The organism is Acinetobacter sp. Gutcm_16 (assembly GCF_028649355.1).
GTDB classification, from domain to species: Bacteria; Pseudomonadota; Gammaproteobacteria; order Pseudomonadales; family Moraxellaceae; genus Acinetobacter; species Acinetobacter johnsonii.
Genome location: NZ_JAQSUV010000032.1, coordinates 86,393 through 110,459, shown reverse-complemented (window position 1 = coordinate 110,459; position 24,067 = coordinate 86,393). Strand labels below are relative to the sequence as shown.

The 24,067-nt window shown below is 41.1% G+C and carries 24 protein-coding genes; 9 read left to right on the top strand and 15 right to left on the bottom strand.

Annotated elements, in window-relative coordinates; genetic code table 11:
- Positions 1-143 precede the first annotated feature (143 nt).
- The gene (locus tag PTT44_RS09615) at positions 144-1,376 is read left to right on the top strand and encodes an acetamidase/formamidase family protein (RefSeq protein ID WP_168159062.1); all 1,233 of its coding nucleotides are present in this window, start codon (positions 144-146) and stop codon (positions 1,374-1,376) included.
- Positions 1,377-1,430: 54 nt separating this feature from the next.
- Here PTT44_RS09615 and ruvB read toward each other — a convergent pair whose 3' ends face one another.
- The 3 genes from ruvB to PTT44_RS09600 all read right to left on the bottom strand — a co-directional run bounded on the left by ruvB (position 1,431) and on the right by PTT44_RS09600 (position 4,824).
- Positions 1,431-2,441, bottom strand: coding sequence for a Holliday junction branch migration DNA helicase RuvB (ruvB, locus tag PTT44_RS09610; RefSeq protein ID WP_005399718.1), 1,011 nt, complete (start codon positions 2,439-2,441; stop codon positions 1,431-1,433).
- 313 nt (positions 2,442-2,754) lie between these two features.
- The gene (gene ruvA / locus PTT44_RS09605; protein ID WP_010326413.1) at positions 2,755-3,357 is read right to left on the bottom strand and encodes a Holliday junction branch migration protein RuvA; all 603 of its coding nucleotides are present in this window, start codon (positions 3,355-3,357) and stop codon (positions 2,755-2,757) included.
- Between the two features lie 126 nt (positions 3,358-3,483).
- Positions 3,484-4,824: a deoxyguanosinetriphosphate triphosphohydrolase gene (locus tag PTT44_RS09600; protein ID WP_168159061.1), complete on the bottom strand. Its 1,341-nt coding sequence runs from the start codon at positions 4,822-4,824 to the stop codon at positions 3,484-3,486.
- Between the two features lie 436 nt (positions 4,825-5,260).
- Between PTT44_RS09600 and purL the strand changes: the two genes are divergently transcribed.
- The 4 genes from purL to PTT44_RS09580 all read left to right on the top strand — a co-directional run bounded on the left by purL (position 5,261) and on the right by PTT44_RS09580 (position 10,657).
- The gene (gene purL / locus PTT44_RS09595; protein WP_168159060.1) at positions 5,261-9,097 is read left to right on the top strand and encodes a phosphoribosylformylglycinamidine synthase; all 3,837 of its coding nucleotides are present in this window, start codon (positions 5,261-5,263) and stop codon (positions 9,095-9,097) included.
- Between the two features lie 222 nt (positions 9,098-9,319).
- Positions 9,320-9,448, top strand: a complete 129-nt coding sequence (locus PTT44_RS09590; RefSeq protein WP_252151854.1) for a KGW motif small protein — start codon at positions 9,320-9,322, stop codon at positions 9,446-9,448.
- Between the two features lie 125 nt (positions 9,449-9,573).
- A complete protein-coding gene (locus tag PTT44_RS09585) occupies positions 9,574-10,338 on the top strand; it encodes an abortive infection family protein (protein WP_168159059.1) in 765 nt (254 codons plus the stop codon).
- Between the two features lie 4 nt (positions 10,339-10,342).
- Positions 10,343-10,657, top strand: a complete 315-nt coding sequence (locus PTT44_RS09580; RefSeq protein ID WP_168159058.1) for an NGG1p interacting factor NIF3 — start codon at positions 10,343-10,345, stop codon at positions 10,655-10,657.
- Positions 10,658-10,889: 232 nt separating this feature from the next.
- Here the strand turns inward: PTT44_RS09580 and PTT44_RS09575 are convergent, their stop codons facing one another.
- Together PTT44_RS09575 and PTT44_RS09570 are read right to left on the bottom strand one after the other, a co-directional pair.
- On the bottom strand, positions 10,890-11,645 hold the full coding sequence (locus tag PTT44_RS09575) for a nitroreductase family protein (RefSeq protein ID WP_168159057.1): 756 nt from the start codon (positions 11,643-11,645) through the stop codon (positions 10,890-10,892).
- 104 nt (positions 11,646-11,749) lie between these two features.
- Complete coding sequence (locus PTT44_RS09570) at positions 11,750-12,550, bottom strand: enoyl-CoA hydratase-related protein (protein ID WP_004693847.1); 801 nt, start codon at positions 12,548-12,550, stop codon at positions 11,750-11,752.
- A 104-nt stretch (positions 12,551-12,654) separates the two neighbouring features.
- Between PTT44_RS09570 and PTT44_RS09565 the strand changes: the two genes are divergently transcribed.
- Both PTT44_RS09565 and PTT44_RS09560 read left to right on the top strand, forming a co-directional pair.
- Entirely contained in the window at positions 12,655-13,224 is a 570-nt protein-coding gene (locus PTT44_RS09565) for a nicotinate-nicotinamide nucleotide adenylyltransferase (protein ID WP_168159056.1), read from the top strand.
- A 43-nt stretch (positions 13,225-13,267) separates the two neighbouring features.
- Positions 13,268-13,864 (top strand): YceI family protein, encoded by a 597-nt coding sequence (locus PTT44_RS09560; protein ID WP_168159055.1) that lies wholly within the window; start codon positions 13,268-13,270, stop codon positions 13,862-13,864.
- Positions 13,865-13,901: 37 nt separating this feature from the next.
- On the opposite strand, the gene PTT44_RS09555 is transcribed toward PTT44_RS09560, so the two are convergent.
- Positions 13,902-14,792: a LysR family transcriptional regulator ArgP gene (locus tag PTT44_RS09555; RefSeq protein ID WP_168159054.1), complete on the bottom strand. Its 891-nt coding sequence runs from the start codon at positions 14,790-14,792 to the stop codon at positions 13,902-13,904.
- A 118-nt stretch (positions 14,793-14,910) separates the two neighbouring features.
- Between PTT44_RS09555 and PTT44_RS09550 the strand changes: the two genes are divergently transcribed.
- Positions 14,911-15,510 (top strand): LysE/ArgO family amino acid transporter, encoded by a 600-nt coding sequence (locus PTT44_RS09550; RefSeq protein ID WP_010326424.1) that lies wholly within the window; start codon positions 14,911-14,913, stop codon positions 15,508-15,510.
- A 74-nt stretch (positions 15,511-15,584) separates the two neighbouring features.
- On the opposite strand, the gene PTT44_RS09545 is transcribed toward PTT44_RS09550, so the two are convergent.
- The 6 genes from PTT44_RS09545 to dapD all read right to left on the bottom strand — a co-directional run bounded on the left by PTT44_RS09545 (position 15,585) and on the right by dapD (position 19,581).
- Positions 15,585-16,043 carry a peroxiredoxin gene (locus PTT44_RS09545; protein ID WP_168159053.1) on the bottom strand — a complete coding sequence of 153 codons (459 nt, stop codon included), beginning with the start codon at positions 16,041-16,043 and terminating at the stop codon, positions 15,585-15,587.
- Between the two features lie 9 nt (positions 16,044-16,052).
- A complete protein-coding gene (locus tag PTT44_RS09540) occupies positions 16,053-16,745 on the bottom strand; it encodes a diphthine--ammonia ligase (RefSeq protein ID WP_168159052.1) in 693 nt (230 codons plus the stop codon).
- A gap of 72 nt (positions 16,746-16,817) precedes the next feature.
- A complete protein-coding gene (locus PTT44_RS09535; RefSeq protein WP_062034668.1) occupies positions 16,818-17,225 on the bottom strand; it encodes a hypothetical protein in 408 nt (135 codons plus the stop codon).
- 16 nt (positions 17,226-17,241) lie between these two features.
- Positions 17,242-17,910 carry a 7-cyano-7-deazaguanine synthase QueC gene (gene queC, locus PTT44_RS09530; protein ID WP_005399706.1) on the bottom strand — a complete coding sequence of 223 codons (669 nt, stop codon included), beginning with the start codon at positions 17,908-17,910 and terminating at the stop codon, positions 17,242-17,244.
- A 43-nt stretch (positions 17,911-17,953) separates the two neighbouring features.
- Entirely contained in the window at positions 17,954-18,664 is a 711-nt protein-coding gene (gene queE / locus PTT44_RS09525) for a 7-carboxy-7-deazaguanine synthase QueE (protein ID WP_004980577.1), read from the bottom strand.
- A 95-nt stretch (positions 18,665-18,759) separates the two neighbouring features.
- Entirely contained in the window at positions 18,760-19,581 is an 822-nt protein-coding gene (gene dapD, locus PTT44_RS09520; RefSeq protein WP_004693827.1) for a 2,3,4,5-tetrahydropyridine-2,6-dicarboxylate N-succinyltransferase, read from the bottom strand.
- A 302-nt stretch (positions 19,582-19,883) separates the two neighbouring features.
- Between dapD and carO the strand changes: the two genes are divergently transcribed.
- On the top strand, positions 19,884-20,633 hold the full coding sequence (gene carO, locus PTT44_RS09515; protein WP_168159051.1) for an ornithine uptake porin CarO: 750 nt from the start codon (positions 19,884-19,886) through the stop codon (positions 20,631-20,633).
- A gap of 61 nt (positions 20,634-20,694) precedes the next feature.
- Here the strand turns inward: carO and PTT44_RS09510 are convergent, their stop codons facing one another.
- The 3 genes from PTT44_RS09510 to PTT44_RS09500 all read right to left on the bottom strand — a co-directional run bounded on the left by PTT44_RS09510 (position 20,695) and on the right by PTT44_RS09500 (position 24,066).
- Complete coding sequence (locus tag PTT44_RS09510) at positions 20,695-21,903, bottom strand: outer membrane protein transport protein (RefSeq protein ID WP_171527540.1); 1,209 nt, start codon at positions 21,901-21,903, stop codon at positions 20,695-20,697.
- 120 nt (positions 21,904-22,023) lie between these two features.
- Positions 22,024-22,947, bottom strand: a complete 924-nt coding sequence (locus tag PTT44_RS09505) for a CysB family HTH-type transcriptional regulator (protein WP_087010831.1) — start codon at positions 22,945-22,947, stop codon at positions 22,024-22,026.
- A gap of 57 nt (positions 22,948-23,004) precedes the next feature.
- Positions 23,005-24,066 carry a sulfate/molybdate ABC transporter ATP-binding protein gene (locus tag PTT44_RS09500; RefSeq protein WP_004693820.1) on the bottom strand — a complete coding sequence of 354 codons (1,062 nt, stop codon included), beginning with the start codon at positions 24,064-24,066 and terminating at the stop codon, positions 23,005-23,007.
- Position 24,067 lies beyond the last annotated feature (1 nt).

The window sequence follows — 24,067 nt, the reverse complement described above, 5'->3', positions numbered from 1 at the left end:
ATTTTATCAATGCATACCCAGTATTGTATTAAGAAGCTGACTAATAGTGCGGTAGGTATAACCTTATTAAAACGTGAATATTAACTTAAAATGGCATTAAATTTGCTTTTAGCGTTATGTAATTAAATTAGGGAAATTTACATATGACAACGCGTTTAGCATTATCTATAGCTGTCACATCTGGTCTTTTAGCACTTTCATCTTTCACTTTTGCTGATGACTTTCAGGTTTTAAAACAACTAGAAAATAAGCCAATGTTATTAAAACAAGGTGAATATCAAGGGAATTATTATGTTCCAAGTACATTAAAAACAATTACATGGGGCTATTTACCAAATAAGAATGCTAAACCAGTATTAACAGTTCCTTCGGAAAGTACAGTGACCTTTGATACTGTTTCACATGAAGGATTGCTTGAAGATCAGGGGAGAGATGCTGAAAAGTATTTTTCATCGCATGGGGTTGAATCTGAAAATGTTCTAGATGAAGCAAAATTAATTACGCGCTCCAATTTAAAGCATGATTTTCATAAAGATGGTCCACACATCATCACAGGTCCAATTGCAATTGATGGTGCAATGCCTGGGGATATTTTAAAAGTTGAAATCTTAAAAGTTGAACCACGAGTTCCTTATGGTGTGATTTCAAATAGACATGGAAAGGGTACATTACCTGAGTTTCCAAAGCGTAAAAAGATGGATGGAGCTTCAGCAAATAATCCAGATGCATACGGTAATGTTTCTATCTTTACGCCAATTGAAAAAAATAAAAATGGAGTTTGGGAAGGTGTTTTAAAAACTGATACAGGCCCATCAATCCGCTTTCCTTTAAACCCATTTATGGGGACTATGGGGGTGGCTGCAAATACAAGCGAACCTGTGCATTCAGTACCCCCATCATTTTATGGAGGAAACATTGATATTAATGAGTTAAGTGCTGGGGCAACGGTGTACTATCCTGTACAAGTGCCAGGTGCACTGTTCTATACAGGTGATAGTCATTTTGTTCAAGGAGATGGTGAAGTTTCCTTGACTGCTCTTGAGGGATCAGCGCGGGCAACGTTTAAAATTACATTGTTAAAAGCGGGCAAGGATAAAGTACCTGGTAAAACCATTAGACAACCTCTAGCAGAGAATGCGGAGTTTTGGATTACGCCTGGTTTAGACGAAGATTTGGACGAAGCAATGCGTAAATCAACACGTGAAGCGATTCGCTTTTTGGTTGATGAATATGGTATTTCAGAAGAAATTGCATATGCTTATTTAAGTGCCGCTACAGATTTTGAGGTATCCCAAGTAGTTGATCGTACCAAAGGTATTCATGCCATGATCCGTAAAGCAGACTTTAATGAGTTTAAAGAAACAAAGAATAAATAGTGAATGCAAAAGAAGGTGGCATTAAGCCTCCTTCTTTTGCATTAAACAGGTATTTTAGGGTTTATCCTTCGGTTCAGGCGGTGTCATACCAAACTGCAAATACGCCATATTGGTGGCAATACGGCCACGGGCTGTCCGCATCACATAACCTTGTTGAATTAAATACGGTTCAATCACGTCCTCTAATGTACCTGAGTCTTCAGCCATCGCTGCTGCCAAAGCTTCTACACCACCAGGGCCGCCATCAAAACGTTCAAGTAACATACTCAAATAACGACGGTCTAAAGTGTCTAAACCATCTTTATCGACATTGAGCATATCGAGGGCACGCTGAGCCATGTCTTGTGTCACTTCACCAGTACCTTTGACTTGCGCATAGTCACGAACTCGACGTAATAAGCGGTTTGCAATACGTGGTGTGCCGCGCGAACGACGTGCAATTTCTGCTGAACCTTCACGCGTAATAGGTACATCCATCAAATTGGCAGAACGAGTCACAATATGCGTCAAGTCAGTGACTGAATAGAATTCAAGGCGTTGCACGATGCCAAAACGGTCACGTAAAGGAGAGGTGAGGAGTCCAGCACGTGTGGTTGCGGCAACTAAAGTAAAAGGGGGTAAGTCGAGCTTAATTGAACGAGCGGCAGGACCTTCACCAATCATAATGTCGAGTTGGTAGTCTTCCATGGCTGGGTAAAGAATTTCTTCAATCACGGGGGAAAGACGGTGGATTTCGTCGATGAACAGCACATCACCTTCTTCAAGGTTGGTCAGCATGGCTGCCAAATCCCCAGCCCGTTCTAGTACGGGGCCTGAAGTCGACTTGAGGTTTCCACCCATTTCACGGGCAATAATATTGGCAAGTGTGGTTTTACCTAGTCCCGGTGGACCAAAAATTAAGGTGTGATCGAGGGCTTCACCACGACCACGTGCTGCGCCAATAAAGATTTCCATTTGCTCACGAACTACGGGCTGACCGATGTAGTCATCGAGTGAGGTCGGGCGGATAGCGCGGTCGATATGATCTTCGGGTTTTTCGGAACCACCGATGAGACGGTCTTGCATATATTATTTAAACTTTAGGTGAATATGCTTTGTAGCAAAATGTCAGAAAAGAAAGTATATACCTTGGCGGAGTCTTTCCATTTTCAAGCGAAACTCAGGAATAACCTGCGGTTCGTCTTACTTTTGTTTTACAAAATGAGAAGCAATGCTTCGCAAGAAAACCACTTGCGGTGCAATGTACCTCATCGCAAAACTCATCGAATGAAAGTTCGTATCGACTATATCGCAGAAACATTGATGTGCAAATGTCTCCTGACTCGAACAGTTGCGAATGACACTTACGTGTATCAAATGTCGTCTTGATTGAGATGCTTTATTTATTCATCGATTTGAGTGCAGCACGGATGATGTCACTTGCTTCAGTAAAATCACCTTTTGCAGCATTGACCAATTTCTGTGCTTCTAAAGGTTTATAACCTAAAGACTGCAACGCAGCTTCGGCTTCTGCAACGGCAGAGTTGCCTGTGAACTGGATTTGTTCAACGGTTGAGTTGCTTGGTACTGTGCCTGAAGACATCGCTTTAAAGCGATCACGTAGTTCAATCATGAGGCGTTCAGCGGTTTTTTTACCCACACCAGGTACTTTAACCAGTGTATTGATATCTTCATGTTCGACAGTATGAATCAACATATCGACGCTGAGCGTGGATAAGATACCTAAAGCCATTTTAGGGCCGACACCGTTGACCTTTAATAGGGTGCGAAAAATGATTTTTTCTTGTTGATGTAGAAAACCATAGAGCAGTTGAGCATCTTCACGCACGGCAAGGTGCGTCCATAAGGTAATGTTCTGGCCTTTTTGTAGTTGGCAGAAGGTTGTCAGTGGTGTATCAATTTCATAACCGACACCATTTACATTTAAAAGTACGGTGGGTGCTTCTAGTGCGAAGACTTCACCAATAAGACATCCGATCATGTTGTGTGATTCACTTTTTTATCAATGGTTGCATAGTAGTGAGCATTGCGCAGAAAGGCAAAAGACTCATGGAAAATTGAGTTCGGATTGATGGCTTTATCATCAAACCGGATGTTGATGACTTATTTAAATCAATCCTGCCTTATTGCCTTGTAACTCTTGAGACAAGTTGTACGCTTGGTGGTCTGAAAATTTAGAAATAATATCTAAGACCTGCATGATATTTTCATAGTGGTTACCGCCAAAGTGCGCACCAGAACGACATAAAATCGCCATTAAGCGTTGTTCTTTAAAGCTCAATGTTTTATGCGGTGTAGTGAGCGGAATAAAGGCATCTAAAATATTTTGTAAGCTTTGATGGGCAATAATTTCCAAACCCGCTTTTTGTGGGTGTTCAAATATTTTATCGCGTGCTAAATCCTTTGCACGGTTAATGCCTAGCTCAATATCAGCAGCGCAGTATTGCAGTAAGCTGCCAGCCAGTTGTCCGTTTAAAATTTCAAAATGATGCTTAGCAAATGCCGATGTGACTTCTTCAACCAGACGTTTCATCACTCGTCCACGCAGGGCTGCAATTTTTTGCTGCCAAGTCGTATCTGGCATCGACAGTTCAGTTGGTGCGCTATATTCACCCAGCAAGCTTAAAAAAATCGGTTCGACTTCTTCATAAGACAACATGTTTAAAATAATGCCATCTTCAAGGTCAATCAGGGCGTAGCAAATATCATCTGCTGCTTCAAGTAAATAAGTCAGTGGATGACGGCAATAATGATATTCACCCAGTTGAATCAGTCCAAGTTGCTCTGAGATTTGTTGCAGGATTTCTTTTTCTGCCTGATAGCAGCCAAATTTGGCACGTTTACTGGCAGGAGTATTGCCTTGTGATTCGATGGTTTTAGACAACCATGGATATTTTAAGTAAGCCCCAAGTGTTGCATAGGTCAGACGCATGCCACCATCATTAGGGTGATAGTCAATTTTAGTCAGTAAGCGTAGACCTTGGGCATTACCTTCAAATTGACGTACATCGGCTTGTTCTTCTGCGGAAAGTTTCTCTAAAAAGTTACCATGTGACGCATCGTCAAACCATTCACGAATAGCATATTCACCCGCATGACCAAACGGTGGGTTCCCAATATCATGTGCTAAACAAGCCGCTTGAATAATGGCTCCAACATCGGCAGGGGAAATCCACATTGGTAGTTCATCTTTGATCTTTTCCGCTGCAAGCATGCCAAGAGAGCGGCCAATACAGGACACTTCGAGCGAATGCGTTAAACGAGTATGAATGCCATCGTGCTGAGTCAGTGGATGGACTTGGGTTTTTCGGTTCAGTTGGCGAAAACTTTGGGAAAAAATAATTCGATCATAATCTTTGTGAAATGGGCTACGTGCCAATTCGGTATTTTGTTTTTTACTTCCAATACGAACTGTTGAGAGCAGTTCCAACCAACGCATTTGCATCATTTATCGTTATTCAGTAAGTCATTGGCTTCATCATGCCAAAAAAGTGTGACGAGCTCTAGAGGGCTGCGACATAAGTTGTCTTTTAATTTATGCAGTATTAAGTTTTCAGAAATAGAACATCTTAAAGCAGTCATGTTTGTTCTCAAGGAGGCTATCGACTTCGTTATTTGCAGCTTAAAAATCAATTGAAAAGGGTTTTTAGAACCCAACAAAAGCCCAAAAGTCGGGCATCTTTGAAATTTATCCCTTAAAACATTTGTTACTAATCATGTTTGATTTTTAAAGTCAAAGTAAATTGATCTTTTAAAACAAAGAAATCTCACTTTTTTAAGTCGTAGACGACTAGCTGATTTTGGCAATACACAGTAGAATATGCGCTCTCTTCAAGTCACATTGAGGTAGGTTGTCTAGACCTGCCCGTGGAGCCAAAAACAGCATGTTTATCGTTGCCGGTGCACCTGCACACTCTTCTTTTAAGCAAACACAACTTTTAACACGTCTATCGTCTATCAGTTCTGTTCAATCAATAGAAAGCCAATGGGTTTACCTTTTCGACCAAGCGCTCGACGAGCAACAACAGCAATCTGCTTTGCAGCTATTAAATGATGGCGCAACCTTCCAAGTTCGCGAAGCGACAAGTGATGAAGTTCAAGTCCTCGTGACGCCACGTGTAGGCACAATCTCGCCGTGGTCATCAAAGGCAACGGATATTTTTGCCAACTGTAATACCCCGATACACCGCTTAGAACGCGGTGTTTTGTTTACTTTAAAAGGTATTTCTGAAGTATCGGATGCAGTAAAACAAGTTTTACATGACCGTATGACTGAAAGTGTGTTCAATCAAATTGAAGACGCTGCGGCATTGTTTTCTGAAACTGCACCAAAGCCTTTAAATGCAATCGACATTTTAGGTCAGGGTAAAGATGCTTTAGTAAAAGCGAACTCTGAGTTTGGTTTTGCACTCTCTGATGAAGAAATTGATTATTTAGTTGCTGCTTTTAACAAGCTCGGTCGTAACCCACACGATATCGAACTGATGATGTTTGCTCAGGCAAACTCAGAGCACTGTCGTCATAAAATCTTTGGTTCTGAATGGACAATTGACGGTGAAAAACAGCCATTGTCATTGTTCCAAATGATTAAAAACACTTATAAAGAATCACCAACAGATGTATTGTCGGCATATAAAGACAATGCTTCGGTGATCGTTGGTTTTGATACTCAGCGTTTCTATCCAAAGAAAGATGAAGCGACGGGTCACCACGTTTATAAATACAAGAGTCAAGCGGCTCACATCCTGATGAAAGTGGAAACGCATAATCACCCAACAGCGATTGCACCTTTTGCGGGTGCTGCGACTGGTTCGGGCGGTGAAATCCGTGATGAAGGTGCAACAGGTCGTGGTGGTAAACCAAAAGCAGGCTTAACAGGCTTTACGGTTTCAAACTTAAATATTCCGGGCTTTGAACAGCCTTGGGAAGAAAACTACGGTAAACCATCTCGTATGGCATCTCCGCTTCAAATTATGATTGAAGGCCCATTGGGTGGTGCTGCGTTTAACAACGAATTTGGTCGTCCTGCTTTAAATGGTTACTTCCGTACTTTCGAACAAAATGTAAATGGCGATGTGAAAGGTTTCCATAAGCCAATCATGATTGCTGGTGGTTATGGCAACATTCGTCCAGACCACGTGGAAAAAGATGCGATTCAACCAGGCGATTTATTGATCGTTCTTGGTGGCCCTGCAATGCTGATCGGTCTTGGTGGCGGTGCCGCATCTTCTGTAGATAGTGGTAAATTAGGTGAAAACCTAGACTTCGCTTCTGTACAACGTGAAAATCCTGAAATGGAACGTCGTTGCCAAGAAGTGATTGATGCATGCTGGCGTATGGAAGACTTCAACCCAATCGTGTCTGTGCATGACGTGGGTGCAGGTGGTGTTTCGAACGCAATGCCTGAATTGGTGAATGACCACGAACTGGGTGCGATTCTTGATTTGCGTAAGATTCCATCACTTGAGCCGGGCATGTCTCCAATGGAGATCTGGTCAAATGAAGCGCAAGAGCGTTATGTGTTGGCGATTCGTCCAAGTTCTTTAGAATTATTTGAATCATTATGTGCACGTGAACGTTGTCCGTTTGCTGTTTTAGGTGAGGCAACAGAAGCGCGTCAATTGACGGTGAACGATCCATTGTTTGATAACAAAGCCGTGGATATGCCAATGCAAGTCATGCTAGGTGGCACACCTCGTATGAGCCGTTCGTATGAAACGATTGAACGTCAAGGCGACGACTTTGATGCATCTAAAGTTACAGATTTGAAAGATGCAATTTACCGTGTACTTAAAAATCCAACGGTTGCATCGAAATCATTCTTGATCACCATTGGTGACCGTTCAATTACAGGTATGGTTGCACGTGATCAGTTTGTAGGCCGTTGGCAGGTTCCTGTTGCAGATGCAGCAGTAACCACAACAAGCTTACAAGGCTATACAGGTGAAGCAATGGCGATGGGTGAACGTCCGCCAGTTGCCTTGCTAAATCCTGCGGCATCTGCGCGTTTATCGGTTGCAGAGTCGATCTCGAATATTATGTCTGCAAAAATCGATCAGATCAGTGACATTAAATTGTCTGCAAACTGGATGGCAGCGGCAGGGCAAAAAGGTGAAGACCAAGCTTTATTTGAAGGTGTAAAAGCCATCGGTATGGAAATGTGTCCTGCACTTGGTATTGCAATTCCAGTGGGTAAAGACTCATTGTCAATGCGTACGACTTGGAATGATGAAGGCGAAGATAAATCGGTGACTTCACCGATGTCAGGTGTAATCACAGCTTTTGCTCCTGTGACTGATGTACGTAAAACCTTAACGCCTGAATTGAAAAATGAAGAATCAGTGCTTGTGCGTATTGATCTTTCTAAAGGTCAGTTCCGCCTAGGCGGTTCGATCCTTGCTCAGGTCTATAAAGCGATTGGTTCAGTGACACCTGATGTGGATAGTTTTGACGACTTCAAAGCTTTCTTTGCATTGGTTCAAGACTGGAACAACCGTGGCTTAATTAAGGCTTACCACGACATTGGTGATGGTGGTTTGCTTGCAACTGTTGCGGAAATGATGTTTGCAGCACGTCTTGGTGTGGCTTTAGAAGATCAATCAACTGAAAGTCTATTTGCAGAAGAAATTGGTGCAGTGCTTCAAATCAGCGCGTCTGATTGGGCAACACTTGCAGAAGAAGTTGCGGCATCTACATTACGCGATGCAATTGCGGTCATTGGTACGGTAAACAACACCGATCAATTGACGGTAAATGGCTTAGTGCTTGAACGTGCAGACTTGCAAGTGGCGTGGACTGAAGTATCACATCAGATCCAACGTCTACGTGACAACGTAGAAACAGCGGATCAAGAATTTGCATTGATCACGGACAAATCACATGCTGGTATTATTGCAAAACCAACATTTGATTTGAATGAGCCAATCGAAGCGCCTTACATCAACGAACGTCGTCCAAACATGGTGATCTTACGTGAACAAGGCGTAAATGGTCATGTTGAAATGGCTGCGGCATTCGACAAAGTTGGTTTCAACACTGTAGATGTGCACATGAGCGACTTGCTTGCAGGTCGTATCAGCCTAGATGACTTTGAAGGTCTTGTGGCATGTGGTGGTTTCTCTTACGGTGACGTCATGGGTGCAGGTGGTGGCTGGGCGAAATCAGTTTTGTTCAACCCAAAACTTCGCGACCAATTTGAAAAATTCTTCAATCGTGACGAAACGTTCTCTCTTGGTATTTGTAACGGCTGTCAAATGTTGTCGCAATTGGCGCCACTGATTCCGGGTGCTGAAGCTTGGCCGCGTTTCCACCGTAACACTTCTGAGATGTTTGAAGCGCGTGCAGTAAACGTTCGTGTTGAAAAATCGAACTCTGTATTGTTAGAAGGTATGGAAGGTTCAATCCTACCGATCGCAGTTGCACATGGTGAAGGTCGTGTGGTGACAAGCGCGGATAACTTGGCTGCATTAAATGCAGGCAATCAAGTGATCTTGCGTTATGTTGATAGCCAAGGGAACCCAACTCAACACTATCCAATGAATCCGAATGGTTCACCAGAAGCGATTTCAGGTGTCACATCGAAAGATGGTCGTGCAACGATTATGATGCCACACCCTGAACGTAACTTCCGTGCTGTACAGCATTCTTGGAAGCCTGAAGAGTGGACTGAAGACGGTGCATGGTTACGTATGTTCCGTAATGCACGTAAGTTCATTGGTTAATCTGAAGTCTGTGTTTTGAAAGCCACCTTCGGGTGGCTTTTTTATTGAATTGTCTTTTTGTTTTTTTAATTTTTATTTCTCCCGTTGAAGTTGGTTTAGATTTTGCTTTTATATTTATGTGAAAGTGATATTGTGTAATAAATGCACAAATATCATGCAAAATAGAAGAAAGATGGATTACTAAACAATTTCAGTATCAACACTCATGTATGAGGTGATGACATGATTAAAACAGTTACATACGAAGCAGTCGATAAGTCTGCGTTGCGTAAAAAAGGATGGAAGTTGTTTGCTGTGATTTTAAGCTTGCAATTGATCTTTTTGATTTTGGGTTATATGTTGCAGGTGTGATTTTGATAATTAAAAAAAACCGCCGTGAGGCGGTTTTTTTAAGGGAAAAATTGAAAATGATGGTTTTTAAAAAAGAATAAAATATACTCATACCAATCAAGGTGAGTATTGCTTAGTAAGTAGATATGTCTGATTTAATTATACAAATTGAAATTCTTCAAAATTTATTAATTTCTGTAGCTACAGGAGGAAATAGCGATAATGAGGAGTTTCAAAAACTAAGAAAAATAGTTTTAGAAAATCAAAATATTCAAAAATTAGTTCCAAGATATATTAGAACATGTAGAGACCTTGCTCAGTTTTGGCAATTTATTAAGTATGAATATGCTAGTTATGCTGAACGTCGAGAGTTTATTTGGAAATCATTTCAGCCTTTATTGGAAAAACTTGAGTTAAATGATTCGGCGCCATCGGATCAAATTGTAAGTGGTCTAGTACAGAAACTGGATTCTGATCATATTCATAGTATTTGGCAAAAAGCATTGGATAGGAGAATATCTGATCCTGAAGGTGCAATTACATTATCAAGAACATTATTAGAATCTACATGTAAGCATATTCTTGATGAGTTAAAAATCGATTACGGAAATAGTCCTGATATAAACCAGTTATATAGATTGGTTGGTAAAGCATTAAATTTATCGCCATCACAACATACGGAACAAACTTTTAAGCAAATCTTAGGTGGTTGTAGTTCTATTGTTGAAGGACTAGGGGCTTTACGGAATAAGGTTGGTGATGCACATGGACAAGGGAAAGTTAATTTTAGACCTGCTCCAAGACATGCAGAATTAGCAGTGAATTTAGCAGGAACCATGTCAGTGTTTCTTTTCTCAACTTGGGATATAAGAGCCGAGTCCGAAAAATTATCAAATTCTCATAAAGAGTAGTTTAATGCTCAAACTTATTTACTATGTCCCTGAATCTCACCTTGAATCTACCAAACTTGCGATTTTTGAAGCAGGGGCCGGTGGTATAGGAAACTATGAACACTGTGCTTGGCAGGTCTTAGGTACAGGCCAGTTTAAACCTGTAAAAGGAGCAAATCCGTTTATAGGTCAGTTGGATGCTTTGGAGAAAATTCCAGAGTGGCGGGTGGAAACCATTGTTCCAGAGGAAAAAGCTTCTGCTGTGGCAAAGGCTTTAAAATTAACACATCCCTATGAAGAGCCCGCTTTTGAGTTTATTCAGATGGTCGATGTTCTTTAATGATGAACCTAAAAATATATTTGATACACGTTAACGGCATTCGCAACTGTTTGAGGCAGGACTTAATTTATCAGTTAAAGTTTCTGCGACTAAATTGATAAACGACGGAATAGAACGAGTTTCGCGAATGACAATGGTTTTACCTACTTTTCCCGAAAGAAAAGTAGGTAAAACCGAAGGTTAATCCTGAAATTAAAACTTTAATGAAAGGATTCCCTTGAGAAAACTAATATTAAACCTTCTGAATAAATAACTCACGATCAAAACGATACTGCGGGAAAAACACACCGTCTTCTGCACGCTCACCTGCACCAATCACCATCACAGGGTATTGCTGATCATTTAGATTTAACAGTTTACGTACCAAAGGCTCATCAAAACCTTCCATCATACAACTATCGAAACCATAGGCACGTAAAGCTAGCACTAGGTTCTCGCAAGCTAAAGCTGTGGTTTTACTTGCCCAAAGTTTAGCATCGGCTTGAGTAAACGCAGTTACGGGTAGTTGTTTATCTAAGCTACGTGCAATTTTGAAAGCCACTTTCTTAAAGTTACCCAGTGCATTTAAGTAACCTGTCTTATAGTTATAAGGAATGAATTTATAATATTTCTGTACAGCCGCAGGCGCTTCAGGAAAAGGGAACTCTGTAATGTTGCGTTTCGCCATTTCATCATTACGGTCTGTACGCGCGACACACACGATCAGTTCGGATGCGGTTTTTGCTGCTAGCTGATTTAGGCAAGCTTTGACCAGTTGTTTTTTCTTGGTCGGGTTCTGCACCACATAAAAAGTCCAAGGCTGTAGATTAGATGAGTTTGGTGCAAGTAGGGCCAAATCTAAACAGTCATCAAGTACTTCAGTTGGAATTTCTTTCTTGGTAAATTTGCGAACTGAGCGGCGGCTTTGGATGACTTTCTTAAAATTTTCAACATCGATACCTTGTGGTGCAGGCTCAAAGTAACGCTTTTTTTCTGTAGTGTTCGACATAAGTAGTTTTTCCGAATGGGTTCTTAAATATGTTGGGACGGAAAATAAAAAAACCACTGTGTAATATGCAACACAGTGGTTTTTAGTCATTCAACGATGAAGGATTAGTTGAACTGGGTGAAATCAGGTTTACGCTTTTGCATAAATGCTGATACGGCTTCCATCATTTCTGGAGAGCCGACACGATCCATGAAAATTTCAGCTTCATGATCAATCCAAGCCACAATTTCATTTACATTGTGCTTCATCAATGCCTTAGACTGCACTAAAGAGGCTAACGGTAAAGCAGATAATTGTGCCGCTTTTTTAGCTGCTGCTGCATAGACATCATCTTCAATACTGTTGACAAGGTTTGCAGCAACTGCAGTTGCACTATCAAACTTCTGAGCGGTCAGCAGTAATTCAGCAGCTTTGTGATAACCCGCTTGTTCTACCAATAATTTGCTTGAAGCACCTTCTGGAGATAAACCAAGGCTTACAAATGGAATTTGGAATAGGGCAGTGTTATCGCTATAAACCAAGTCACAATGTAATAGGATCGTTACCCCAATACCAATCGCCACACCACGTACAGCCGCAATCAACGGTTTAGAAAATTTTGCCGCAGATTTAAGTAAAATAAATGGAGGGCCTTCAGCCGCAGGTGCTTGACCTTTTTGCGCTGCAGATTTCATAAAATCTTGCATGTCGTTGCCAGCGGTAAAGTCCGCGTCTTCACCACGTAGAATGACAGCACGAACGCTATTGTCTAGATCTGCTTCATCTAAAGCTTTTGCGATCCATAAATAAAGTTCGCCATACAACGCATTCTTTGCTTCAGGACGGTGAATGGCTAATGTCAGTACGCCATTGTCTAATTTTGCATTCAAATGTTGATGAGGTTGTTGAATACAGCTCAGTGTCATCGTACTATCCTTGCTAGAAAGTTTGGTTTAATTTTATGGGCTCATTATGTCGCATAATTTTATGATCGACACAACTGACCAGTTCATAAAAAAGTAAAAGATTTATGCCATATACATTTGATTATCTCGTATTCATTGGTCGCTTCCAGCCATTTCACTTGGCGCATATGCAAACCATTAAGATTGCTTTAGAGCAAAGTGAAAATGTCATTTTGGCTTTAGGCTCTGCGCAAAATGAACGAAATACGAAAAATCCATTTTTAGCGTCTGAACGTGAAGAAATGATTTTGTCGAACTTTTCAGAAGCACATCAAAAACGGATTCACTTTGTACATGTAATTGATGTTTATAATGATGTTAAATGGGTGCAATTGGTAAAAAAATTAGTGAATCATGTAGTCACACATGAGGCGAAGGTTGGACTGATTGGCCATTTTAAAGATGATTCCTCATATTATTTACAGCTTTTTCCTGAGTGGCAAATGGTTGAGCTAGATAGCCTACAAGATGCGATGTCTGCAACCCCCGTTCGTGAAGCTTATTATCGTGGGAAAATTTTAGAGCAGGCGTTTCCATTGGGGACCAGTGAGTTTTTACATAAATTCCAACAAAGTGAAATATATAAACAGTTACAACACAAATTTTTAACTCAGGACCCATCCAATTTAGACTAAGGTTCTCAGTCGAATAAAAATATTTCGACGAGGATCGAGTTCAATGGATAGAAAACAACAGGCGAAACAGATTGCACGTTATACGGTCATTAAAAATGCTTTGATGATTGCAGGTATTACATTTACATTCAGCACTCAAGTGCAAGCCAAGTCATGGACATTGACGCCTCAGAGTAATGTAGGCTTTGAAATTAAATCCTTGGGTGTGACCGTTGTAAGAGCTAAATTTAATCGAGTGCAATCCATTATGCAGTTTGATGCCAAGGCACCACAGCAGGCTTCAACGAATTTTGTCATGGATGTAAATAGCCTAAGCTTAAGTAAACCTTCACTGAAAAATATGATTTTGGGTGAAGATTTGTTTTATGCATCCAAGTACAAAACTGCTAGCTTTAAAAGCACCAGTTTTAAAGACTTGGGTAGTGGTCGATATAATATTGTTGGGAACCTAACACTTCGCGGCATCACCAAGCCTGTTAGCTTTAGCACGACCCTAAAACCAAGTGCCAATAATGCCAATCTACTGGATGTCCAGTCCTCAGCCGTAATTAACCGAAGTGATTTTGGCATGAAAAAAGCCATTGCTGGTGTAGGCGAAAAAGTGAATATTCAACTGTCAGGGCAGTGGAAAGTGCAATAGAGGCTTCATATCTTTAAGACCTATATTCAGGGCTTTATTAATTCATCGCTGCGTGAGCCTGTTCAATCAAGAGATCTGTTAGCAGATTTAACTGCATCGACTGCTGTTTCCAATGATGCCAATACAAAGGCAAATCGATATTGAGTTGAGGATCTACCTCAACCAATGAGCCATCCTGCAAACGCGGTTTGGCTTGATAATAGGGCAACCAACCGTAGCCGAGTCCCATCGTAACCGCATCAAAAAATGCACTGGAAGACGGAATAAAGTGATGTGGATATTGAGTTGGATTGAGGCCAAACTTTTGTTGGATATACGCGGTGTGGAGTTGATCTTTTGCATTAAAGATCAGTGCAGGGGCTGTACGTAGAGACTCTCGGTTAACGCCTTGTTTAAACCATTGCTGCGCAAAAGTTGGTGTGGCGACAAAACGATAGTTCATATCGCCAATGTATTCCGCTACACAGCCTTTCATGGCTTGTGATTCATCTGTCACGCAGGCATTCACCAAGCCGGCTTCAAGTAAGTGGTGGGTTTGCGATTGGTCATCGACCTGAAAATGCACCACGATCTTTTGTTCAATTAATGTTGAATGTAGCAAGGGCAACAGCCATGTCGCTAAGGAGTCGGCATTGGTCGCAATATTGATTTGATAAAAAGCAGAGGTGTTCATATGACCCGTGAGGTTCTGAATGAAACTTTGTTCTAACAGACGACTATGTTGCAAATAATGCAGCAGCGATTGACCTGCTTGTGTGGGGCGGCAAGGTCTTTCCCGCACAATCAGTAAATGCCCCAAACTTTTTTCTAGGCTTTGTACGCGTAAAGTGACGGCTGAAGCAGTAATGCATAGCTGTTCAGCAGCAAGGTCAAAACTTCCTGTTTCTGCCACAGCTAAAAATGCGTCGCACTGTTTATGATTCAGCATATCGGGACTCACTTTAAACTAAAAATATTTTAGTTATATTGATATTTTCTAAATAATACTTAATTTAACTAAAAATGAAAGATAATCCTGACATCATCAATTAAGTTGAAAAGTCAAAATGTTAAGTACATATGTACAAGGGCTTGCAGTTGGGATGAGCCTCATTATTGCCATTGGGGCTCAAAATGCATTCGTGCTTAAACAGGGGCTCAAAAAGCAGTTTGTTTTTTGGGTATGTTTTGTCTGTGCATTGTCGGATTCGATTCTAATTGTCTTGGGCGTTTCTGGTTTTTCAAAAGTGCTTCAGCACTATCCTGAAATTATTCAGTTTGCCAAATGGGCAGGGGCGCTTTTCCTGTTTTGTTATGGATTCCAACATGCGCTGCAGGCATTCAAATCACAGCAGGGCTTGGAGGCAAGTTCCATTGAAAAGCATCATCTAGTGAATATTGTTTTGCTGTGTTTGGCGCTGACTTGGCTTAATCCGCATGTGTATTTGGATACGGTTATTTTACTGGGTTCTATTTCAACACAGTTTGAGCAACCTGCGTACTTTGCTCTAGGGGCTGTGTGTGCATCTTGGTTGTTTTTCTTTGCTTTGGGCTATGGTGCTCGTGTGCTTATCCCCATTTTTGCAAATCCGAAAGCGTGGAATGTGCTAGATGCGATTATTGCTTTAGTGATGTGGGGAATCGCCATTTCACTGCTTGTGAAATGAAAAGCGTGTGCAATAAAAAACTATAAATTAAAAAATCACAAAAAACAAAGCCCGCATCTGCGGGCTTATATGCATTAAGCTTGTAATGCTTTTAAGTCTTCTAAAACTTGTTCAGCATGTCCCGCAGCTTTTACCTTACGATACTCTTTAACCAGTTTACCGTTATGGAAAATAAAAGTTGAGCGCTCAATGCCCATCACTTTTTTACCATACATATTTTTTTCTTTAATCACATCAAAGTGTTTACACAGTACTTCTTCTTTGTCGCTAATTAAATTAATGGTTAAAGCCTGCTTTTCCGTAAAATTCTGGTGCGCTTTAACCGAGTCACGTGAAACACCAATGATTGTGGTTTGTAGGGCATCAAACTGATCTTTTAAACATGAAAAACCAACGGCTTGAGTTGTGCAACCTGGCGTTGAATCTTTCGGGTAGAAATACACAATTAGCCATTCAGTCGGCACTTCAGTTAAGTTCACTTCACCTGTTGTGGTCGGGAAGTTCTGATTCGGTAGTTGGATGCTATCAGTCATGTTTTATCCTTAAATGTCGTGCTGTTCTAATGTAAGTGGTAAAAAGGCATAATTTTCGTGATACAGAATATCACCTTTAATCACCGAAAGTGGGTGTTTGAAAATGGGACCATCAATTACTGTGGTGTGGAACTCACCCGCTTCACCGCAAGGATCAATACCTCTTGCAGTCAATTCATTAACAAACTCAAGGTTAAGTGCTCGACCTAAGTCTTCAACCTTCATGCCTAAGTTTAAATTGACAGTAACGATAATGCTTTGAAAGCCAAGTTGGATAAACTCACGCACAATGTCTAGACGTGGACGTTGCCACAGTGGCATACATAAGCTGAGCTCACTTTTATCGCAAACGGATTGATTCCATTCGGCATGTGCCATTAAATCAATATCACCTGTAACTAAGCTTTCTGCTCCAAGAGCTTGAGCTTTTCGTAACAGTTGAATGAACTGGTTTTCATAGTCTTGCCACGTCGCAGAGGCACTATAGATGGGAAGCCCAATTGCTTTGGCCTGCGCATGAATAATACCGAGGGACATTCCATGTGAGCGTGATTTCAGACCTTGCTCTTCTAACATGACAATTAATGCAACAGGTTCACCCATTTGCATCGCTTGGTATAAAGCAAGGCTGCTGTCTTTTCCACCACTATATGACGCAACAAATTTACGATTTTGGGCGCGTGTATTCCATTGGGTGAGCATATTTTCAAGTTCTATCTATTTTGAACATATAAAAAAGCCTGCATAGAGCAGGCTTCATTCACATTCAGTGAATTATTTTTTCGGAGCAGCTTTCATGGCTTCTTCAGTTAAAGATTTTAATTTACCTGTTAACTGTGGACCGAAACATGCTTGTAAGTCATTATTTTGCTTTTGTACAAAAGCTAAAGTAGACGGGCTTTTCTTTTGGTTGATCGCACTTTGGATTTCCCATTTTTGTGCATTGGTCAACTTACCATCAGCTTCAACTGCACAAGTACAGTATTTGCTTACTTCTGCTGCGCTAAGCTTTTTGCTTTTTGCGGTTTCTTCTTTACAAACATTAATCAATGCCGATTTTACATTGCTGCTTTTATATGCTTCTTGTAATTTGTTCGATTCAGCAGCATTTGAAGCTGTAGCGAACAATGCAGCTGCAGACACCAATGTAGAAAGCAAAATGTTTGATTTTAAATTTTTCATAAACTGTACCTTGTCGTTACGGTATATAACGCGTTGGGTCTGCTACGCCAGCATCTGCAAAACCTTCTTTACGAAGACGGCAGCTGTCGCATTTCCCACAAGCACGTCCTTGGTCATCTGCTTGGTAGCAAGACACCGTTTGACTATAGTCTACGCCATGTTCTATACCTAAGCGAATAATATTTGCTTTGGATAAATGTAACAGAGGTGTTTCAAATTTAAGAGGTTTTCCTTCAACGCCAACCTTGGTGGCAAGGCGAGCCATGTTGGCAAATGCCTCAATAAATTCAGGTCGACAGTCAGGATACCCTGAATAATCAACAGCATTAATACCAATCACAATGGCTTCGGCATCTAAAACTTCTGCTGCTGCTAGGGCATAAGATAAGAAAATCGTGTTACGTGCTGGAACATAAGTTACAGGAATACCGACTTGTTCATGATCTGGAACATCAATGCTATGGTCTGTTAACGCAGAACCGCCCAAATTACCTAAGTCGATATTAATGACACGATGTTCTACGCCTGCCTTTTTTGTCAGTTCGCGTGCGGCATCGAGTTCAGTGGTTGAGCGTTGACCATACATAAAGCTGAGCGCTGTACAGTCATACTGTGCTTGCGCCCATGCTAAACAAGTTGTTGAGTCTAAACCGCCAGATAACAAAACTATGGCACGAGGGCGCATACAAATTTCTCCAAATATAAATTAAAGATGAATAGGCAATGTATTAACGACCAGTTTCGTCATTCCAAAGCAACTTGTGGAGTTGGAGTTGGAAGCAAACAGGGAGATGGTCTTCTAATATCCATTGCGCTAAGTCGCGCGCAAGTTGAGGTAAACGAGCGGCACCTTTCTCAACGGCAAAAGCAGGAGAGAACCATACTGTGCTGACTTTTTCATTGAGTTTATAGTCTTCAACTTGCTGTTTTGACCACTCATAATCCTCACGGTTACAAATTACAAACTTGATTTGGTCGTGCTGGGTTAAATGGTCGAGATTCGAAAGCAAATTTCGTGCAACTTCACCTGAAGTTGGGGTTTTCAAATCTAATACTTTTGAAACACGTGGGTCAACCTTAGACACATCTAAAGCGCCACTGGTTTCTAAAGATACTGCACAGCCAAGGTCAGCAAGACGTTGCATTAAAGGCAACGCATTGGGCTGTGCAAGAGGTTCACCACCTGTCACGCAGACATAAGGGGTTTTAAAATCAAGTGTGGTTTGAATAATCTGATCTAAAGATTGGCGTTCGCCACCTTCAAAGGAGTAGGTCGTATCGCAGTAAGTACAACGTAGTGGACAACCCGTTAAACGAATAAAAACTGTTGGCAGTCCTGAGGTGTTGGCTTCTCCTTGCAAAGAATAAAAGATCTCCGTGATACGTAGACCCGCAGAAGGATCAGAAACAGGGATAGCAGAAGATCGAAGCGTATTCATAGCAAAATTAAACCACAGGTTAGAAAAACAAAAATCTCTACGGCTAGTCTTAACCGTAGAGATGAGGAACTTTAGTTCCGCACGACAACGAAAAATTATTCGTCGCGTAGTAAATCGTTCAAGCTCGTTTTAGAACGTGTTTGTGCATCTACCTTTTTCACGATGATTGCAGCATACAGGCTGTAAGTACCGCATTTAGAAGGTAAGCTACCTGCAACTACAACAGAACCTGCTGGTACACGACCATAGTGAATTTCGCCAGTTGCACGGTCAAAAATCTTAGTCGATTGACCAATGAACACGCCCATAGAAATTACAGAACCTTCTTCTACGATCACGCCTTCTACGATTTCAGAACGTGCACCGATGAAGCAGTTGTCTTCAATAATCGTTGGGTTTGCTTGAAGTGGCTCAAGAACACCACCAATCCCTACACCACCAGATAGGTGAACGTTTTTACCAATTTGAGCACATGAACCAACAGTTGCCCATGTGTCAACCATGGTACCTTCGTCAACATATGCACCAATGTTCACATAAGAAGGCATTAACACCACGTTTTTCGCTTGGAAAGAACCTTTACGGGCAACTGCAGGAGGAACAACACGTACGCCAGCCGCTTTAAACTGTTCCTCAGTCCAACCTGTAAATTTAGTATCTACTTTGTCGTAGAATTGAAGGTCACATGACTCAATTGGTTTGTTGTCATTTAGTTTGAATGATAAAAGTACAGCTTTTTTCACCCATTGATGAACAACCCACTCACCATCAATTTTTTCAGCAACACGTAATGTCCCGTTATCTAAACCAGCAATGACTTCTTCAACTGCTGCACGAACTTCAGCAGGACAGTCCGCTGCTGTAAAATTCGCACGGTCTTCAAACGCTTGTTCAATAATTGTTGAAAGCTGAGACATGATCTTCCTTCCAGAAAAAAAATTTTCCTGATTTTACACTAAATTGTGCAGAGAATAGATGAAAAAACAGCATAGGATCGGAAATAATAATGAATGATTGGAAATAAGTCTTTTAGAGCTGTTTGAATAGAAGCGTTAAGTAAAGAATTATCATTTAAAACAACAAGAAAGTATAAAATGTATCAAAAAATAACAAAAACAGCCTAAATCTAGAATAAAAAATAGTCAGGGGGTGTTTTAAGATGGGCTCATCAAAAAATGGTAAATGATGTAAAAAAATCTTTAATTGGAGGAGAAAAAACATGAAATCATTACGTTTAGTTGCATTCGCAGCAGCAATGTCAGCAGTCGCAGGTACAGCTTTTGCTGATGATGCAGTCGTAAAAGATGGTTATGCTTTTGACCAAAATAAATTAATTCCTACTGGTGTTCGTGCTGAAGTCGGTACAACAGGTTATGGTGGTGCCTTGTTGTGGACAGCGAATCCATATGTGGGTTTAGCTTTAGGTTACAACGGCGGTGATATTTCATGGTCTGATGATTTATCTATCAATGGCTCAAAGTATGATATGGATATGGACAACAGCGTTGGTTATTTAAATGCTGAAATTCGTCCTTGGGGTGCAAGTACAAATCCATGGGCACAGGGTCTTTATGTTGCAGCTGGTATTGGTTATATTGATAATGAATATGAGCTAGATCGTCGTGTAAAAGCAGGTGAAGGTTTCTCTGTAAACCATACAGATTTTGTTGCTGGAGCGAACGGTGCGCATATTAATGGTAAAATGAACTATAAAAATGATTTCGCTCCATACGTGGGTTTAGGTTGGGCTCCAAAGATTAACCAAAACTGGGGAGTGTTTGGTGAAGTGGGTGCATACTATACAGGTAATCCTGATGCTAACTTAACATTAGTTAGCGGTGGTGCAGAACCTAACCCAACGCGTGGTTCACTTGAAGATAACATTGCGGCTGATGAGGAAAAAATCCGTACAGATGATAAACATGAATGGATGCCAGTTGCAAAATTAGGTGTAAGTTATCACTGGTAATCAAAACATAAAAAAACGAGCTTCGGCTCGTTTTTTTATGTTTTGATTTTAGCTAAATTCTTTAAAAATGATGCGCAAATTTGAGTCCAAAGATCCATGCATCATTGTCATTCAGCGCTGAAAGTCCTGTAATGTTTGCCAGTGGATTTGAGTCAGAAGATGTTTTGGACTTCTTAAAACGCAAATAATAAAGACCAGCCGAGATATCAAAATCAGTATTGTATGTGTACATGCTGCCTAGACCAATACCTTGATAACCATCACTTGGATTAAGCGTAGATGCAGGATTATTAATCCCAGAGTCCCAGAGCAGCTCCATAGTACTCAGCCATTTTTTGTTCCATACGTGTGCTAAGCCGAGTTTTGCAGACCATTGATCTTCACTGTACTGAATGAGTTTGATATCTTTGGCTTCTGGGTACAACATCGCTGCATAATCGATCACGGCTTTAAATTTGGGTGGTTGAATGACAAAGTCTTGCCAATTCACCCAGCGTAGCGTCCCATACAAGATATTTTGATAGGGAAGTCCTGTCATGAAATCAAGGTTTACCGATTGTGGTGTTTTCACCTCCATCACATTGGGGGTGTCCACGCCGACCTTGATAGACTCTGTTGTGGTGATTTCATGTTTAATGGCTGAGCGATAAGTCAAAGATGTTCTAAAATAATATTCAGGGATTTGATAACTAATACCTGCTAACCAGCCCAAGCTTTCATCTTGTTTAAACTCGGCATCATAACCATCAAACACAGAATAGGCCTGACCTTTCGCTTTTAAAGAGCCTGCAAAACTTTGATAGCTTAAACCACCATAGATTTCCCATTGTGGGTTGAATTGGTAGCCTAAAAGCGAACTGAGATTATGACTTTCAAAGTCGATATCGGCAGATTCAACCTCATAACTTTCACCGTAAATTTTTGGGCGATAGCGATAATCGATGTCTACAGCAAAAGGCTGGTCATAAATGACAGCAAAGTTGAATTGAGGATTTAGTTGGAGTTTTAACGCAGCTCCCAGCATTACTTGTTCATTGCTTAAATTGCCTGTTGAAAAGTCAGTGATGCCAAACTGTTGCAGTATCTCTGTATGTTGAACTTGGCCAGAAACATCTGGATCAATATAAGCCAAAGAAATTTCTGCATAATTTCCATGTTCAAAAAAGGGTTGTATCGTTTGGCCTGATCGTTCAAAAGCAGCAGCAAAGCATGATCCCGACGAATAGAAACATAAACAAAGTAATGGAGAGCCCAACAGATTTTTATTCACTGTTATTGCTCACTATTGTTTTTATCAGTTGATTAAATAATACACTATACCCATTTAAAGTATATGGATTTAAAAATAAAAAAAGAGGCTTGGAGGCCTCTTTTTGAAAATAAGAATGGTTTAGTCTTCTGGATAAGCCACTCTTTTTAGTGCTTTAATGTCTGCATCTGGCGAGCAGAGTGAGATAAATTCATAGCCATAGCCACGCAGGAGGTGACCTTTACGCACTGCAATCCATGTAGTATTAAGCCCAAAAATATCGGTTGGAATTTGTTTTAAACGATAGTCACGCTCAACGTCATATGCCACATTGTTGACAATACCAACACCCATATTCAGTTCAACGTAGGTTTTAATCACATCGGCATCTAAAGCAGACATTACGATGTCGACATCCATACCTGCATCTTCAAAAGCTTTGTCAATTTTTGAACGGCCTGTGAAACCACCGTGATAGGTAATCAGTGGATATTCCGCCAAGTCTGCAATACTAATATTTTGTTTGCTTGCCAGTGGGTGATTTTGCGGGGTAATAATACTGTGCTGCCAATTATAGAACGGCACGCTAGCCAGATTGTCCTCAGTGGTCAGTGACTCAGTTGCAATACCAATATCAGCTTCACCTTGGAGAAGCATTTCGGTAATTTCAACTGGGCTGGCTTGTTGCAAAATAAGATGAACTTTTGGAAACTCTTTTTTGAATTGGTTGACAATCGGCGGTAGTACATAACGCGCTTGCGTATGTGTAGTCGCAATCGTCAAAGTGCCTTCATCGACACGGTTAAAATCATCTGCAAGACGTTTAATATTGTCTGCGTCGACCAACATACGTTCAACAATGCCCAGTAGTGCTTGGCCTGGTTCAGTTAAACCTAGTAAGCGCTTACCTTTACGAATAAAAAGCTGTACGCCTAATTCATCTTCTAGATCTTTGATGTGCTTACTGACGCCTGACTGAGAGGTATATAGTGCAGCAGAGGCTTCGGTGAGGTTGAAGTTTTGTCTCACCGTTTCTCGAATAATTCTGAGTTGTTGAAAGTTCATAGTTTTGGATCTCTTTTATGATGAATGAGGCATTCAACATGCCCCATTCAATAGGTCTTAAGCCGCAGGTTTTGCAAATAAATGCAAGTTTGATGGGCTTAACCATACCGTTTGATTAGGTCTAAATTGGTGTAATTTTGCTTCTTCAGAAGTCAGTGAAATTTCAATCAGCTTGCCTTGGCGATCATGGAGCTCTGCAACCACTTTGCCCGCGATCCATAATTCTCGAACGAACGTTGCTTGGATGGCATTGTCTTGCGGCTGTGCATGAATCCTTAATTCATCTGGACGGGCAAAGGCAATTACGTCACCCGAAGGCGCATTGCGTAAAGAGTCTAATTGAATGCGGTCTTCACCAATTTGGATCGTACCTGCGTTATTTTGACCTTCGAAACGGTTTGCTTGACCTAAGAAGTCGAACACAAACGGCGTTGCTGGCTTTTCATACACTTCGCGGGGTGATCCAATTTGCTCGACGTTCCCTTTATTCATCACAATGATTTGATCCGCGACTTCTAAAGCTTCTTCTTGGTCATGCGTTACAAAGATTGAGGTGATATGAAGTTCATCATGCAAAGTACGTAACCAACGACGGAGCTCTTTACGTACTTTTGCATCCAAAGCACCAAAAGGTTCATCCAGTAATAGTACGCGTGGTTCAACTGCCAAAGCACGTGCCAGTGCAATACGTTGACGCTGACCGCCTGAGAGTTGTGCTGGGTAACGATCTGCCAAGAACCCCAATTGGACTAAGTCCAGTAAACGCGTGACACGTTTTTTAATTTCAGCTTCAGATGGGCGAGTTGCACGTGGGCGAACGCGGAGACCAAAAGCGATATTGTCAAACACGGTCATATGGCGGAACAAGGCATAGTGCTGAAATACAAAGCCAACTTCGCGCTCACGTACGTGTACATTGGTTGCATCTTCACCTTCTAAGATGACTTGACCGCCATCTGCGGACTCAAGTCCCGCAATAATACGAAGCAGGGTAGTTTTACCACAGCCTGATGGCCCAAGTAATGCAACCAATTGACCATCAGGAAAATCGAGAGAAATGTTATTCAGCGCATGGAATGCACCAAAGTGTTTTTCAATATTTTTAACTTGAATACTCATG